Origin of the sequence: Promicromonospora sp. NPDC023805 (assembly GCF_040639635.1) — a bacterium.
Classification (GTDB): Bacteria; Actinomycetota; Actinomycetes; order Actinomycetales; family Cellulomonadaceae; genus Promicromonospora.
Genome location: NZ_JBFAAH010000013.1, coordinates 79,362 through 95,223, shown reverse-complemented (window position 1 = coordinate 95,223; position 15,862 = coordinate 79,362). Strand labels below are relative to the sequence as shown.

The 15,862-nt window shown below is 72.7% G+C and carries 13 protein-coding genes; 5 read left to right on the top strand and 8 right to left on the bottom strand.

The genetic code is table 11. From position 1 onward, the window contains the following. Together AB0F70_RS14490 and AB0F70_RS14485 are read right to left on the bottom strand one after the other, a co-directional pair. Positions 1–1,233, bottom strand: a complete 1,233-nt coding sequence (locus AB0F70_RS14490) for a hypothetical protein (protein ID WP_357449098.1) — start codon at positions 1,231–1,233, stop codon at positions 1–3. Between the two features lie 131 nt (positions 1,234–1,364). Then, positions 1,365–2,354, bottom strand: coding sequence for a stage II sporulation protein M (locus AB0F70_RS14485; protein WP_357449214.1), 990 nt, complete (start codon positions 2,352–2,354; stop codon positions 1,365–1,367). Positions 2,355–2,442: 88 nt separating this feature from the next. Between AB0F70_RS14485 and AB0F70_RS14480 the strand changes: the two genes are divergently transcribed. Continuing rightward, positions 2,443–3,270, top strand: coding sequence for an RDD family protein (locus AB0F70_RS14480; protein WP_357449096.1), 828 nt, complete (start codon positions 2,443–2,445; stop codon positions 3,268–3,270). Between the two features lie 60 nt (positions 3,271–3,330). On the opposite strand, the gene AB0F70_RS14475 is transcribed toward AB0F70_RS14480, so the two are convergent. After that, a complete protein-coding gene (locus AB0F70_RS14475) occupies positions 3,331–4,503 on the bottom strand; it encodes an acyltransferase (protein WP_357449094.1) in 1,173 nt (390 codons plus the stop codon). An 87-nt stretch (positions 4,504–4,590) separates the two neighbouring features. Continuing rightward, positions 4,591–5,574: an alpha/beta hydrolase gene (locus tag AB0F70_RS14470; RefSeq protein ID WP_357449092.1), complete on the bottom strand. Its 984-nt coding sequence runs from the start codon at positions 5,572–5,574 to the stop codon at positions 4,591–4,593. 353 nt (positions 5,575–5,927) lie between these two features. On the opposite strand from AB0F70_RS14470, the gene AB0F70_RS14465 reads away from it, so the two are divergent. Then, positions 5,928–7,106: a glycosyltransferase gene (locus AB0F70_RS14465; RefSeq protein ID WP_357449090.1), complete on the top strand. Its 1,179-nt coding sequence runs from the start codon at positions 5,928–5,930 to the stop codon at positions 7,104–7,106. A 101-nt stretch (positions 7,107–7,207) separates the two neighbouring features. Here the strand turns inward: AB0F70_RS14465 and AB0F70_RS14460 are convergent, their stop codons facing one another. Next, positions 7,208–8,539, bottom strand: coding sequence for an Nramp family divalent metal transporter (locus tag AB0F70_RS14460; RefSeq protein ID WP_357449088.1), 1,332 nt, complete (start codon positions 8,537–8,539; stop codon positions 7,208–7,210). A gap of 231 nt (positions 8,540–8,770) precedes the next feature. Here AB0F70_RS14460 and AB0F70_RS14455 point away from each other — a divergent pair, with 231 nt between their 5' ends. From AB0F70_RS14455 to AB0F70_RS14445, 3 genes are read left to right on the top strand one after another with little or no spacing between them, the layout of a single operon-like run. Further along, positions 8,771–10,597: a gamma-glutamyltransferase gene (locus tag AB0F70_RS14455; protein WP_357449212.1), complete on the top strand. Its 1,827-nt coding sequence runs from the start codon at positions 8,771–8,773 to the stop codon at positions 10,595–10,597. A gap of 28 nt (positions 10,598–10,625) precedes the next feature. Next, positions 10,626–10,985: a DUF202 domain-containing protein gene (locus tag AB0F70_RS14450; RefSeq protein WP_357449086.1), complete on the top strand. Its 360-nt coding sequence runs from the start codon at positions 10,626–10,628 to the stop codon at positions 10,983–10,985. Then, complete coding sequence (locus AB0F70_RS14445) at positions 10,982–11,335, top strand: DUF202 domain-containing protein (protein ID WP_357449084.1); 354 nt, start codon at positions 10,982–10,984, stop codon at positions 11,333–11,335. The genes AB0F70_RS14450 and AB0F70_RS14445 overlap by 4 nt, the downstream gene beginning before the upstream one ends. Before the next feature lie 87 nt (positions 11,336–11,422). On the opposite strand, the gene AB0F70_RS14440 is transcribed toward AB0F70_RS14445, so the two are convergent. The 3 genes from AB0F70_RS14440 to AB0F70_RS14430 form a co-directional block, all read right to left on the bottom strand. Continuing rightward, positions 11,423–12,937, bottom strand: coding sequence for an amidohydrolase family protein (locus AB0F70_RS14440; protein ID WP_357449082.1), 1,515 nt, complete (start codon positions 12,935–12,937; stop codon positions 11,423–11,425). Then, entirely contained in the window at positions 12,934–13,575 is a 642-nt protein-coding gene (locus AB0F70_RS14435) for an FMN-binding negative transcriptional regulator (RefSeq protein ID WP_357449080.1), read from the bottom strand. Before AB0F70_RS14435 ends, AB0F70_RS14440 begins: the two co-directional genes overlap by 4 nt. 83 nt (positions 13,576–13,658) lie before the next feature. Then, entirely contained in the window at positions 13,659–15,815 is a 2,157-nt protein-coding gene (locus tag AB0F70_RS14430; protein ID WP_357449078.1) for an acyltransferase family protein, read from the bottom strand. Positions 15,816–15,862 lie beyond the last annotated feature (47 nt).

The window sequence follows — 15,862 nt, the reverse complement described above, 5'->3', positions numbered from 1 at the left end:
TCACTTGTCCGCCGCGGCTGCGGCCGCGGCCTGCAGCTGCACGTCCAGTCCTTCGCGTCGCATCCGGGTGTCGATGTAGAGCAGGGCGATGACACCGCCGAGGAACAGCACGCTCATCCCGCCGGTGATGACGTAGGTGACGCCGTAGCTGATCGCCAGGCCTGCGCCGCTCTGCATCACCATGGACAGGCTCAGGAGGAGGCTGACCGGCACCGCGACCACCTGGCCGATGATGCCGAGGATGAGCGAGGTCAGCAGGTAGATGCCGAGCACCCGCCAGAACGTGCCCCGGGTCAGCTTCCACGCGCGCCGGCACGTCTCCCAGAATCCGCCGCCCTCCACCGCGAGCGCCGGCGGGATCAGGATGACGCGGGTGAACACCCACACGGCACCCACGAGGAGCGCCGCGAGCACGAGGAAGATGCCGATCACGCCGACCGTCGGGTCGATGAGAAAGAGGCCGACGACGATGCCTGCGGCCAGGGCATAGGCGACGAGCACCACGAGCATGCTCAGGAGGGAGAACCCGATCAGGAACCACGCGCGCTTGACGGTACGGGCCCACGCGTCGGACACGGAGATCTTGCGTCCGATGACGGAGTCGCTGACCGAGATGGCCATGACGCCCATGGCGAGCGGGGTGGCGAGCCCGAGCAGCAGGCCCGTCCCGATCGCAGAACCGTAGGTCACGCCGAGGATCTCCTGCGTGAAGCCGAGGTCCTCGAACGCGGGGTCGCTCCCGACCTCGGCGAACACGCTGCCGAACAGATCGGTGAAGAGCGTGGTGAGCGGGATGCTGATCAGCGTACCGACCGCGACGGCCGCGACGACGATGACCGCCGTCAGGCCCAGCGTCACGCCCGGGTTGTGCCGGACGGCGCCGAACGCGCCGTCGTACAGCTCGCCGAGGCTGAGCGGGCGCAGGGGCACGATGCCGGGCTTTTCCGCCGGCGGGTGGTAGCCGGGGATCTGCGCGGAGTACGGGGAGTGCTGCCCGTACTGGCTCTGGCCGTACTGCGCCGCCTGCCCGCCCTGGGACGTCCCATCCTGTGGTGTGCCGTACTGCGGTGTCCCGTACTGCGGCTGGGCAGGTGCAGGGGGCGCGGCCGGGTCGTACCCGGGCGCGTACTGCCCGTACCGCGGCGGCTCGCCCCAGCCGGCGGGCTGGGAAGCGCCGGGCTGCGGGGGCGTCGGCTGCGCCGGCTGGTCGGGTGCGCTCTCGGGCGTCGTCATGGGGGCGTGCTCCCGGGTGTCGTCTCAAGTCGTGCCTGCGCGGCAACCCTAGTACGCGTCCCTGACAACGGGTCCCGAATTCGGTCGGTACGGCCAGGCGTCGCGCAACTGTCACCCAGCCGTGACCACCGTCAGCCGGCGGTGACGACGGTGGCGCCCGCCTCGTGCTCGGCGAGGTCGCCGGTGGCCCCGGCGCGGACGGCGCGGCGGCCCAGGACGTACACGTAGGTCCAGAACCCCGCGAGCACTATCGCGCCGATCACTATCTTGAGCCACCAGTACATCGCCGATCCGGTGACGAAACCCTCCACGAGTGCGGAGACGCCGAGCGCCGCCGCGAGCCCGATGACCATGGTGATCAGGGCACGCCCCTCGGCGGCCATGGCGACGGACCGCCTGCGGTGGCCGGGGTCCACCAGGGTCCAGAACAGCCGCAGACCTGCGGCTCCCGCGACGAATATGCAGGTCAGCTCCAGCAGGCCGTGCGGAGCGATGAGCGTGAGGAACAGGTCGAGCTCGCCGTGGGCGGCCATCATGCCGCCGGTGGCGCCGATCTGGACCGCGTTCTGCCAGAGCACCATCAGGGGGAAGAACCCGGTGATCCCGCCGCCGATGGCCTGCGCGGCGATCCACGCGTTGTTGGTCCCCACCACGGCGGCGAACCCGATGCCCGGCTCGTAGTAGGAAGCGAACGCGTTGTTCACGTAGTCGTCCTGCTGGGCCGGCGTCATCATCGTGTTCATCGCGTCGGCGTCCGAGGCGATGTAGACGCCTGCGACTATCGCGACGAGCAGGCACGCCGCCGTCACGGTGTGCGACCACCAGCGGATCCGGTAGAACGCGGCGGGTAGCGACACCATCGCGAAGTGCACGACCTCGCGCCAGGCCGGCTCGTGGGTCCCGGCGATGCGGGTCCTTGCCCGGTTCAGCACGTCAGACAGCCGCGTGACCAGCGCCGGGTCGGGCGCCGCCGACCGGACCGTCGAGAGATGCGTGGCCACCGACTGGTACAGGCGCACCAGCTCGTCGGACTCGGCGCCGTCCAGACGACGACGGGACGAGAGCTCCTTGAGGCGGTCCCACTGAGCGGCGTGCACGGCGGTGAAGGCGTCGATGTCCACGACGGTAGTCTGCCGCACAGGAAGAAGAGTGACGGCGTGACCGCTGCCAGGACCCACACCCAGGCCCTGCGACCCGACCGGAGGAACCGTGCAGGACGGCATAGTCATCGGCGAGGGCGTGGTGCTGGACGCGCGCCCCGCGTCGTTCATCACGCGTGCGATGGGCGGCATGCTCGACTTCCTGGTGATCGTCGCGGTCCTCGTGATCGCGCTGGTCGTCGGCGGCATGTGGTTCTTCCAGAACGCCGTGCTGAACGAGGACATCGCGATGGTGGTCTACATCCTCGCGAACGTCGCGATCATGGTGGCCATACCCGTCACCGTCGAGACGCTGTCGCGCGGCCGGTCGCTCGGCAAGCTCGCGTGCGGCATCCGCGTGGTGCGCGACGACGGCGGTCCGGTCCGGTTCCGGCACGCGCTGGTGCGCGCCCTGGTCGGGGTGATCGAGCTGTGGCTCACGTTCGGCGGTATTGCCGCCATCGCCTCGCTGGCCAACGCGAAGGGCAAGCGCCTCGGCGACATCGCCGCCGGCACGTACGCGGTGCGGGTGCGGGGCGGCAAGCAGCCGTCGGCCCCGATAGTGATGCCCCAGTCCCTGGCCGCGTGGGCGAGCACGGCAGACATGCGCCGGCTGCCCGACGGGCTCGCCCTGGCCGCCCGTCAGCTCCTGGGCCGTGCCTCCCGCCTCGCACCCGAGTCGCGGGCCCGGCTCGGCGACGACCTCGCCGGGCAGATCGAGCGCTACGTGGCGCCCGGGCCGCCGCCCGGCACCCACCCGGAGGCGTTCCTGCACGCGGTCCTCGCCGAACGCCGTGAGCGCGAGCTCGTCGCCGGGCAGCGGGAGCGCAAGCGGGCAGAGGAGCAGTCGGAGCTGCTGCACCGCCTGCCGTTCGCCGTGCCGGACCCGCCGCGCTGAACCGCTGTTCCCTCGTCGGACTCCGCAGCCGGACGAGCGGGATCAGGTGAGGCGGCCGGCCTAAGCGTCCGACAGCATCGAGAACCGCGAGCGCACCGCGTCTCCGGCGCGGAGCAGCCCGGTCTGCACCGCCCGGCGCAGCCGGGCCGACGTCGGCCGCTCGACGCCGTAGTGGATAGCGACCGCCAGGCCGAGGCTCAGCGCACCCGCGGCGAGGAGCGCGACGGTGCGGGTGGTCTCGTGGGCCAGCGCGTCGATCACCGCGTACCCGAACTGCGTGTGCACCAGGTAGACGGGGTAGGTCAGGCCGCCGACGGTTCCGAGCACCGCCGCCAGCCGCGGGGGCGGGACCGTCCTGCCCGGGAGCGTCGTCGCCCAGACGGCCGCGACGCTCGCCAGCATGAGCAGCACGCTGATCACGGGGTTCACCGGCACCCCCTGCAGGTCGGACGCCCGGCCGGCGGCCTCGAGGACGCGCAGCACGGACAGGGCGACTCCTCCGGCGAGCAGCACGGTGGTGACCGGGTCGAAGCCGTCGCGGTACACGAGGAACAGCAGCATGCCTACGGCGAAGTACGGGGCGTAGTTCGACACCAGCAGGTCGGCGAGCCAGTGGATGCCGAGATCCTGCGCGGCCCAGCCCACCAGCGGCCAGAGCGTGGCGAGCGCGAGCACCCGGTTACGGGTGAGCGGACCGAACGCCAGCAGCACGAACACGAGCAGGTAGAACTTGAGCTCCACCAGCAGGGTCCAGAACACGACCTGGACGCCCGGTACCGCGAACAGGTCCTGCACCATCGTGAGGTTGACCAACGTCTCGGTCAGCGAGGTCTGGCGTCCGCCTGACCACACCTGCTGCAGGCACACCGTCAGCACTATGCAGGCCCAGTAGGCCGGGAAGAGCCTGCCCACGCGAGAGGCGACGAAGCCGGCGATGCCGCGGCCGTCGGCGCTGAGCAGGATCACGAACCCGGAGATCATGAAGAACAGCTCGACCGCGAGCCAGCCGTACCGCGTGACCTCGTTGAGCAACGGGAACGCGTCAGCCGGGTCGACGCCCCAGTACCCGGTCACGGTCGACGTCGCCGTGAAGTGGTAGAGCAGCACCGCTGCCGCCGCCCCGAAGCGCAGGCCGTCCATCCCCACGAGCCGGCCGGAAGATCTCCGGCGCTCGTCGCTCGGGGTTACGGGGGTTGCTTCTGACACGGTGGCTGGCTGGCTGCTCGTCGTCATCGCCGCAGACCTTAGGTCACAGAAAGATAACGGTCAATTTCACCTTATCAAACTGTCGCTCAGCTCTCATCCCTACCCCGAGCGCGGTCAGCGCGGCGCGGCCTCCAGCGTGGCGAGGAACTCGGCGGTCCGGTCCGCGACGACGTCGGGCGCCTCGTAGTGGGCCAGGTGCCCCACCCGCGGGACGACGGCGAGCCGGGCGCGCGGGAACGTCAGCTCCAGCACGCGCTGCGAGGGCAGCGGGGCGACGTCGTCGTTCTCGGACGCGATCAGGAGCGTCGGCACACCGATGGCAGGGGCATAGCCGGCGACGTCGGTCCCCACCGAGGCGTGGAAGGCCTCGAGCAGCGTGCGCCGGTCGGCGAACCCGGAGAAGTACCTGTCGTGCTCGGCGTGGATCCAGCGCCGCAGCACCCGGTCGTCGGTAGTGACCATCGCCACACTGGCTACGCGGGTGAACATCGGGTGACGGAGCAGCCCGGTTCCGACGGCCTCCGGCAGCGCGGCGGCCAGCCGGTGCACACCGACCGTCACGGCGCTCAGCGCGCGTCGCGGTCCATCGAGCGCCGCCGTGGCGATCGGGTTGACCAGCACGAGCCCGCGCACGCGGGGCGCGTCGTCGCCGGCCAGCGTGGCGGCCGCGACGATCGACCCGAAGGAGTGCCCGGCGAGCACCGCATCACCTTCCGGCGCGACGGCGGCGAGCAGCTCGGCGGTCCAGGCCGCATAGCCCGCTACGTCGTGCCGCCCCTCCCCCAGCGGTGCCGAAGCACCGAATCCGGGCAGGTCAGGCACTACAACCTGCAGGTCAGGGCGCTGCCGCAGGAGGTGCGCCACTATCAGTTCCAGGCCGTGGTGATCGCCCCGGAACCCGTGCAGGAAGACCAGCCGCTGGGGTGCCGCAGGGTCGCCGTACACCCTGACGTGGGCCCGGACGCCGCCGACCTCACGGTCCTCGTCGCGCACGGGCGTACCTGCGACGAGGGCCGCGTAGGGCACCTCGTCCGCCGGCCTCCGCTGGTTCGTGTGCGGCAGCGGCGCCGGGTGCTGAGAAGGCGTGTAGTTGCTCATCGCGCTGACCTTAAGCATGGCGACGACATCCGGGGTACACGTTCACGAAAGATGGGGGTAAACCCCCATCTTGTTTCCGGGGGGAAACCCGGTGGCGGTGAATACCCTTCTTGCGCCACGGTTGAGCCATGCAAGCCACAGCGGTCGCCCTCGACGGGTCCGGCACCGTACCGCTCGCCGGTACCGCCGTCCTGAGGGAGCGTGTGGGCACGGACGTCCACCGCCCGTCGCCCCCCCGGCGACCGCGTCCTGTTCCTGCGTCACCGAGCTCGGCGGACCCCCAGTTCCGACACGGGCCACGCGGCGCGCACGACCACTTCGAGACTTACCGGACCATCGAGAGGTACAGCTCAGTGAACCTGCCCGACACCCGCCGCACGATCCTGATCGGCGCGGAGACCTACCCACCGGACATCAACGGCGCGGCGCGGTTCGCCCACCGGCTCGCGCACGGCCTGAGCGGTCGCGGGCACGAGGTGCACGTGGTCGCACCGTCGCCCGTAGGCCGCCCCGTGGTCGAGACGTTCGACGGCGTCACCGTCCACGGCCTGCGCTCTTTCCGGTACCCGGCGCACGAGTCGCTCCGCCTGGTGACCCCGTGGCACGCGGCTGCGGCGGTCGGCAGGCTGCTGGACGAGATCCAGCCCGACGTCGTGCACACCCAGGGGCACTTCCTCGTGGGTCGCGGCATGGTCTCCGCCACCACCCGGCGCGGCTACCCGCTGGTGGCTACCAACCACCTCATGCCGGAGAACGTCCTCGCCTACCTGCCGATCCCCGGGTCGCTCACCGAGACGTTCGCCGCTTGGGCCGGGCGCGACGCCGGCCGCGTGTACCGCAAGGCGCAGATCGTGACCGCGCCCACCCCCCGCGCGGTCGACCTGCTGGTCGCGCGCGCCGGCCTGACCGAAGCGATCTCCGTGTCCAACGGCATCGACTCCGCGCACTTCGCCGCACCTCCGCGGGCCGCGACGGCGGAGCCCAAGATCCTCTTCGTCGGGCGGCTCGACGCCGAGAAGCGGGTCGACGAGCTGATCCGCGCCGTCGCGATGCTGCCCGAAGGCACCCCCGGCCGGGTGGAGATCGTCGGCAAGGGAGGGCAGGCGGCCGCGCTGGCGGCGCTCGCCAACGACCTCGGGGTCTCGCACCGGGTCACCTTCCGCGGCTTCGTGCCCGACGACGAGCTGGTGGCCACGTACGCAGGGGCCGACATCTTCTGCATACCGAGCATCGCCGAGCTGCAGAGCCTGGTCACGCTGGAGGCGATGTCGTCGGGGCTGCCCGTGGTGGCCGCCGACGCGATGGCGCTGCCGCACCTGGTGCGCCCGGGGGTCAACGGCTGGCTCTACACGCCGGGCGACGTGCGCGAGCTGGCGAACCGGCTGGGCGACCTGCTGACCGACGCCGACCTGCGGCACCGCATGGGCGCGGCCAGCCGGGAGCTGGTCGTGGCGCACGCCGAGGACGGGACCCTCGACGCGTTCGAGATGATCTACGAGAAGGTCCAGAGCATGCGGACGGTGGCGGCCTGAGGCCATCGCCGCCCCGACGTGTCGGACCCTCAGGTCACCGGAGCGACCTGAGGGTCTGACACGTCTCGCGAGATCCCGCCACGCTCGGTCCCGGCGCGGCGTCAGCCGCCGAAGACCGGCGCGATCACCTTGATGAGCTCGTTGCCGCCGAGGACCAGGAACATCACGGCCACCAGGGCGAGGATCACGTTGACCCACCAGCGGTTGCGCCACTGGAGCGGCACCGCCTTCGAGTTCATCAGGATCAGCAGCGTCAGCGCCAGGAACGGCATGAACAGCGAGCCCAGCGCGCCGTAGAGCACGACGAGCAGGATCGGCTTGTCGAGGAACAGCAGCGCCATCGGCGGGAACGTCAGCCACAGGATGTAGATCCGGTAGTACGTGCCGCCGGCGCCGCGACGGGGGTCGTCGCTGGGCAGGTTGCGCATGGTGGCGACGAAGTCCGCGAACATCAGCGACACCCCGTGCCAGACGCCGAGCACCGACGAGAACGTGGCGGCGAAGAACCCGACGAGGAACAGCGGTGCCATGAACGACCCGTACCGCTGCGAGAGCACGTCGGCGAGGTCGATGAGCCCCTCCTCGCCGTCGGCCACGGCCATGCCGGCGGAGTACAGCAGCTCCGAGCCCACGATGAGCATGGACACCACGAAGATGCCCGACATGACGTAGGCCCACGCGTTGTCGAGCCGCATCACGCGCATCCAGCGGGGTGTGCTCCAGCCCTTCTCGGTGAGCCAGTAGCCGTAGGCGGCCAGGGTGATGGTGCCGCCGACGCCGCCCGCGAGGCCCAGCGTGTTCAGGACCGCGCCCTCGGGGATGATCGGCACGAGGCCTGCCGCGATCTCGCCGAGGTTGGGCGTCGTCATCGCCGCCGAGCCCACGACGGTCACGAACATGACACCGATGAGGACCGCCATCACGTTCTCGAACGGCTTGTACTTGCCGAACCAGACGAGCAGCAGGCCTGCGACGCCGGAGAGCATCGCCCAGTAGCGCACGTCGACAGCCGGGAACAGTCCGTTCAGCGCGAGGCCGACGCCGGACATCGCGGCGGCACCGTAGCTGAAGCCCCAGATCACCACGTAGATGCCGAAGTAGACGACGGCCCACAGGCCGAGCCCCTTCCAGCCGTCGAAGATGGTGCGGCCGGTCGCGAGCGTCCAGCGCCCGGCGCCCTCGACCAGGGCGATCTTCACGACGACGCCGAGGATGACCGCCCACAGCAGCGCATAGCCGTAGTTGCTGCCCGCGACCATCGTGGCGACGAGGTCGCCGGCGCCGATGCCGGTGGCCGCGACGACGAGGCCCGGCCCGATGATCTTCCAGCGCGGCTTTTCGAGGGATCCGTCGTACCCGCCCCCGGCCTGCTCGCCCGACGACGGCGGGTCCTCGAGCATCCCCTGTGAAGCGACCTCATTGTCCTTTTCCATGGCGAGACTGTACCCAGGGTTTCACCCGCCGGACAGAGGTGCCCCGCCCAGTGGCGGACGTTTCGGAGGGACCGCCGGGCCTCGCAGGCACGCGCGTTGTCCGGGCGGCGATCGTATGCAATCGTCCCTGCCATGACCTCCGCGCCGTCCGTCCCGCTGCCGTCCGACCCGGCTCGCTTCTCGCCGCCCGCCGCCCAGGCAACCCGGCCCGACCTCCAGGGCACGTTCGGGATGGTCGGCTCGACCCACTGGATCGCCACCGCGAGCGCCCAGGCGGTGCTCGAACGGGGCGGCAACGCGTTCGACGCGGCGGTCGCCGGTGCGTTCGTGCTGCACGTCGTGGAGCCGCACCTCAACGGGCCGGGTGGCGACATGACGGGTGTCTTCGTCACCGCCGACGCGCCGTCGGCCCCGCGCGTGCTGATGGGCCAGGGCCCTGCCCCGGCGGGCGCCACCATCGAGCACTACCGGGCCGAGGGGCTCGACCTCGTGCCGGGTTCGGGGGCCCTGGCGGCGGCGGTGCCGGGCGCCGTCGACGCGTGGCTGCTGCTCCTGCGCGACCACGGCACCTGGGACCTCGGCGACGTCCTCGCCCACGCCATCGGGTACGCCCGCGACGGCCACCCAGTGCTCGGCCGGGTCAGCTCCACCATCTCCATGGTCAGCGACCTGTTCCGGGACCACTGGCCCACCTCGGCCGCCCGCTGGCTGCCCGACGGCGCGGCCCCCGTCCCCGGCGCGCTCGTGACCAACCCGGAGTACGCCGACCTGCTGGAAGCGGTAGTCGCGGCGGGCTCCGGCGCGGCGAGCCGCGCGGAGGCCATCGACCTCGCCCGGGTGGCCTGGCGCGAGCACGTGGGCGCGGCCGTCGAGGCATTCGTCGGCACCCCGCACCGGCACGCCGACGGCGGCGACCACGCGGGTGTCATCACCGCCGCCGACATCTCCGGCTTCGAGGCCTCCTACGAGGATGCGTGCACCGCGACGTTCCGCGGGTACACGGTCGCCAAGACCGGTGCCTGGGGACAGGGCCCGGCCATGCTGGCGGCGCTCAAGATCCTCGAGGGGTTCGACGACGCCGCGCTCGACCCGTCCACGGAGCTCGGCGCCCACACGATCCTCGAGGCCCAGAAGCTCGCGATGGCGGACCGCGACGTCTGGTACGGCGACCCCGCCGCGGACGACGTGCCGTTGGCGTACCTGCTCAGCGAGAAGTACGCGGCCCGACGCCGGGCGCTCGTGAGCGACGTCGCGAGCCACGAGGTGCGGCCCGGCGACGTGCCGGGCCGCCCGACGCCGCCGATGCCTGTCCTGCGTACCGAGTACGCGGCCACCGCCCCGGCCGGCTCGCTGCCGGGCGCGCCGACGGGCGGTGCGGCGGCGGGTGTCGGCGAGCCCACTGTCCCGGTCGCGGCGCCGGCGGTCGCGCCTGTCGATTCACCGGACTCCCCCGAGCACACCGGCGCCACCCGCGGCGACACCTGCCACATCGACGTCGTGGACCGCTGGGGCAACATGGTCTCCGCGACGCCGTCGGGCGGCTGGCTGCAGTCCTCCCCCACGGTGCCCGGTCTCGGCTTCTGCCTGGGCACCCGGCTGCAGATGACCTGGCTGGACGAGGCGTCGCCGTCAGCCCTGGTGCCCGGACGACGGCCGCGCACCACGCTGACCCCCACGCTCGTGCTGCGCGACGGCGAGCCGCTGATCGCGCTCGGCTCCCCGGGCGGCGACCAGCAGGACCAGTGGCAGCTGCTGTTCCTCCTGCGGGTGCTCGTCGGCGGGTACACGCCGCAGCAGGCGATCGACGCACCGGCCCTGCACACGACGTCGTTCCCCGGCTCGTTCTGGCCCCGTACCTGGACGCCGGGCGGCGCGGTGGTGGAGGACCGGCTCGGCGACGACGTCATCGCGGGGCTGGAGCGCCGCGGGCACGTGGTGACCCGGGCCGGCGACTGGGCGCTCGGCAGGTTGTCCGCCGTGACCCGCGACCCGGCCACCGGGCTGCTGGGGGCCGCCGCCAACCCGCGAGGGGCGCAGGGATACGCCGCGGGCCGCTGAGCGACGTAGGCGCCGTTACCGTGGGCAGGTGCCGACCAAGAGGTTTCCCCAGCGCGTCTACCGGGACGGCGACGAGCCCGACCCCCGGTTCAGCCTCGCCAACGAGCGGACGTTCCTGGCCTGGCTGCGCACGGCGCTCGGGTTGTACGCGGGCGCGTTCGCGCTCGAAGCGCTCTCCCTGCCCGCCGCGACCGGCTGGCGCGTGGCCGCTGCCGGTGTCTTCCTCGTGCTGGGCACGGTCGCCGCGGTGCAGGCCTGGCTCGGCTGGGCCGCCACCGAGTCGGCGCTGCGCCTGGGCCGGCCGCTCCCGGGCCTCGCGGTCGGCGGGCTGCTCGTCGTGGGCATCGTCGTCGCGGTAGCGCTGGTGACCATCGGGCTCTTCGTATGAGCCGGGCGGCCGATGAGGACGGCGTCTACGACTCCGGCCTGCAGACCGAGCGCACCTTGCTCGCCTGGCGCCGTACGTGCCTGGCGTTCGGGGTGGCCAGCCTCGTCGCCATGCGCTTCACGGTGGAGGCCGCCGGCGTCCTGGCGGTCTTCGCGGGCGTGATCGGCGCGGGCCTGGCGGTCGCCGCCTACGTCGCCGCCGCGATCGGCTACCGCCGGGCCAACGCCGCACTGCACACCACCGGTTCCCTCGACCACGGCGCCGCCCCCATCGCCCTCGCCACGGCCGCCGCGCTGGTCCTCGGTGCCGCCTGTGCGGGATACCTGGTCCGGGGCGCGCTGTCCGGCTGACCCCCGACGCCGGTCAGCAGCGACCCCTACACACTGCCCGCCACCGTCGGCGTGTCGCGTGCGGTGTGTAGGGGTGGACGGTCCGGGCTAGAACGTTCGGTGGGTCCAGCGGCCCGCCAGCAGCGTGCCCGCTACCGGCATCTTCCGCAGGGCGTCCGCCCCGGCCCCCGCCCCGCCGTCGTCGGCCTCGACCGCCAGCGGATCCAGGTCCAGGACCACCAGGTCCGCCGGGCCGCCCGGCGCCGGGTACAGCCCGCGCCCGTCCGTCGAGGCCTCCAGCGCCGCCCGCAGCCCGATCCGCTGCTCGGGGTGCCACGGGTCCCGCCCGTCCCGGGCGCGGCTGACAGCCGCCGCGACCGCGACCCAGGGGTCGAGGGCGGCGACCGGCGCGTCCGAGCCCAGCACGAGCACCACCCCGGCGTCGGCCAGGGAGCCGTACGGGAAGGCCCGCCCCGTGCGGCCGGCCCAGTGCCGGTCCGCGACGTCGCGGTCGTCCATGGCGTGCTCGGGCTGGACGGATGCGATCACGCCGAGCTCGGCGAACCGGGCCAGATCGGTGTCGTCGAGGAGCTGGGCGTGCTCGACCGAGCCGCGAGCGCCGGTTGCCGCGAACGCGTCCAGCGCGAGGGCGTTGGCGTGGTCGCCGATCGCGTGGATCGCGCACCGCAGCCCGCCGTAGTGGGCGCGCTTCATGAGCGGGACCAGCTCCTCGGGCGGCACGGACAGGATCCCGCGCGCCTCGGGCCCCGTCATGCCGGGGTAGGCGTCGTGGCAGTAGGCGGTGCGGGTGTTGAGCGAGCCGTCCATGACCACCTTGTACGGCCCCTGCTCCAGCAGGCCGCCCGTGCCGGGCAGCACGTCGCCGGTGCGCAGGCCCGCGGCGAGGACGTCGTCCAGCCAGGGTGTCCAGACGCCCGCCCGGACGCGCAGCGCGTCGAAGCCGCCCGCGAACCGGCGGTGCCAGGCAGCGCGGTTGTCGGTGATCTCCAGGTCGACGACGCCGACCACACCCCGGGCTGCGGCAGCAGCGGCGGCGTCGGCCACCCAGGTGTCGGCGAGCTCGTCCGCCACCCGGTCGACGGCGGAGGCCAGCGGCAGCCACTCGCTCTCCCGCAGCACGCCGGTGGGATGCGTGTCGACGCCGACGTACCGCAGGCCGGCGGTGCTGAGCCACGCGCAGTGCAGGTCGCCGGACACGAGGACGACCGGTACGTCGCCCGCCACCGCGTCGAGCAGCGCGGCGGTCGGGACGTCCGGCCACAGGCCGTCCCGGAACCCGTAGCCGACCAGCGCGGCGCCGGGCTCGAGCGCCCCCTCCCCGAGGCGGGCGCGCACGAGCGCCGCCGCCTCGGCCGCGGAGCCGACGCCCGACAGGTCGAGCCGTCGCCGCACCAGCGCCCACTGCGTGAGGTGGACGTGCTTGTCCCAGAGACCGGGCAGGACCGTGCGCCCGGCCAGCTCGATCCGCTCCGCCGGCCCGGCATCGAGCGTGCCCGCCGGGGCGACGTCGGCCACGCGCCCGTCGCGCAGCAGCAGGTCGACGCCGTCGGTGCGGCCGACCAGGCGGGCGTCGGCCAGCAGCAGCGCGTCCGTGCCGCTCATGACTGGTCCCGCCTGCGGTCGAGCTCGGCGCGCATCTCCGCCGCGAGCGCGGGCTGCGCGTAGTGGGGGTCCGACTCCAGCGCCGCCACCACGCGTTCAGCGACGGCGCGCGGCTTGTCCTGGCTCAGCTTGGCCTTGCCCTGCCATCCGGTGACCCGCAGGCGGAACCCCGCGGCTCCCTTGGCGATGCGCCGCGCGTACTCCTCGACGCGGGGCAGCCGGACCGGGTCGGGCAGCACCGACTCGTACCTGTCGACGGTGTCGGAGAGGATCGCGTACGACTCGTCGGGCCCGAGCAGCTCGACGGCGCACCGCAGGTGGACCGTCACGTAGTTCCACGTCGGCACGGCCGGGGTCAGGTCATACCAGCCGGGAGACACATAGCCGTGCGGTCCCTGGACGATGAGCAGCGACTCGCGGCCGCTGTCGAGCCCGTGCAGCACCTCGTCGGGTCGGCCGACGTGGCTGAGCAGGCTCATCGGCTCCCCCTGCGGCGTGTCCTCCAGCAGGACCGGCACGTGGGAGGCGACGGGCGCGCCGTCGTCGGCCACCGAGACGAGCGTGGCCCAGCCGTGGTCACGGACCAGGTCGCGCACGCGGGCCTCGTCCTCGATCTCGTAGTCGCTCGTGTGGATCACAGTCTCATCGAACCACTGTGTACGACCTTCGCCGCGCGCTCGAGACCTGGCCAGCAGAGGGCCAGTAGGAGGTCAGTAGAGGGTCAGTAGAGCCAGGGTGCCTTCGTCCGCAGCTGTTCGTCCAGGTAGGGCGTGACCGTCCGGACGTAGGTCGCGGAGATGTGGTCGTCGTCCCGGTAGACCAGCACGTTGCCCACCACCTCCTCGCAGCGGTCGGCGGTGCAGAGGGCGTCGTTCAGGTCGATCACCGAGGTGGAGGCCGGGACACCCGGATAGGTCTCCAGCGGGTTGGCGCCGAGGATCTCGGCACGGTCCCGGCCGCAGCGCGGGTCAGCCCCGTGCTCCGCGGCGCAGCCGACGGGCGAGGTCTCGAACCGCATGTTGTCGCGCAGCGCGATGACGCGGATCCCCTGGGCGTCGAGCTTCCGCCAGGCGGAGACCTGGGGCTCCGCCACGTTCTCGCGCTCGCCCGCATGGGTCCCGGTGTAGGTGCCGACCGTGACCACGGCGTCCGGCCGGAGCTCGGCCAGCTCACCCGCGAGACCTTCGTTCCAGGGACGGCACGACGGGAAGCCGCTGACCTCCAGGTCCGGGTCCTGCATGCGGCAGCCCTGCTTCGCGTAGAGCATCAGCCGCCAGCCCTCGCGCTCGGCGACCACCTCGAACGCCGTCGTCCACTGCAGGGTGTGCGAGTCGCCGACCAGGGCCACCGTGCGCGTCGGCGCCTCCGGCTCGTGCAGCGCGCAGGCGATCACCTCCGTCCCGGAGGGCAGCACCCGGCCGTGCCCCTGGACGCAGCCCGGAGTGAGCTCCGCCTCGGACCGGTCGTCCGCTGCGACGAGCGGGTCGGGCCGGAGCCCGGCCGGGCCGACGTCGACACCGTGGGTCAGCACGGCGGCGCCCGGGCTGAGGGCCGAGGGCTGCGCCAGCTCGGCAAGAGCCTGCGCGCGGTCGTGCTCGACGTCGCGCACCCACAGACCGACCGGGACCGCGACGAGCGAGATGGCCACCCCCGCCGCCACGAGCGCCCACACGTCCCCCACTCGAGCACTGAATGCCTGCGCGCCGCGGACGACGGTCCGGTCGGTGAGCCAGGCCAGGGCCACGGCCGCGGTGAGCACCACCGCTCCCCCGGCCGGCCCGACGGCGTCCCGGTCCCGCAGGAGCAGGTAGGAGATGAGCAGCGGCCAGTGCCACAGGTACAGGGCATAGGAGCGGTCGGCGATCCAGCGCAGGGCCCTGGTCTCGAGCAGACGGCGCGGCCCGCGCCCGGCCGACGCCGTGACCCCGGCGCCCGGCGCCGCCCCGGCGTCCGGCGCCGCCCCGGAGGACCCGAACACGACCAGCAGCGTCGCGCCGACGGGCCACAGGGCCCAGGGACCCGGGAACTCGGATCCGCCGTCGATCAGGAACCCGCAGGCGACGACCATCGCGAGGCCTAGCCACGCGAGAGCCGGGCGGACGCGCGCGGGCACGCGCACCCACGGCAGCACGAGGGCGGCCAACGCGCCGAGGCCCAGCTCCCAGAACCGCGCTCCCGAGTGGAAGTAGGCGGTGGCCTGGTCCTGCGCGGCAAGACTCGCCGCGAACCAGAACGACGCGACGGTCGCGACGGCGGTCACGACGGCGAGCACCGCACGCGGGCTACGCCACGGGCGTCGGGCGCGGCTACCTACCGCTGCCGTGACAGCGAGGACCACCAGCGGCCAGAGAAGGAAGAACTGCCCCTGCACGGACAGCGACCAGAAGTGCTGCACCGGGCTGGTCTGCGGGCCGGCGGCCCCGTAGGCGAGCTGGCCGGCGATCATCTCCCAGTTCACCCAGTACGTCGCCGAGGCGAAGATCTCCCGGCCGGTCTGCTCCCACGCCGGGCGCGGCATGAGCCAGACCATGAGTGCGGCCGTCGCGGCGAGGGTCAGCAGCGCGGGCACGGCCAGCCGCCAGAACGTCCGGCCCCAGTAGGCGAACGGGTTCAGGGCGCCGCGCTCGGCGCGCCGGAGCAGCGCTCCGGTCGCGAGAAATCCTGACACCACCAGGAAGACGTCGACGCCGCCCGAGACCCGCCCGTTGCCGAACAGGTGGAACAGCACGACGAGTGCGAGCGCGAGGCCCCGCAGCCCGTGCAGCTCGGGCACCCAGCCGGCGGGTGTGCTGGTCCGACGCGGTCGCGGTGGAGTTGTGCGCTCAGCGCGCCGCTCGCCGTCCGGCAGGCCGGGTCGCTGCGAAACGGCGACAGACATCACAATTCCTACTTACTCGATGGATATAGTGCGATTGATAGTACAAG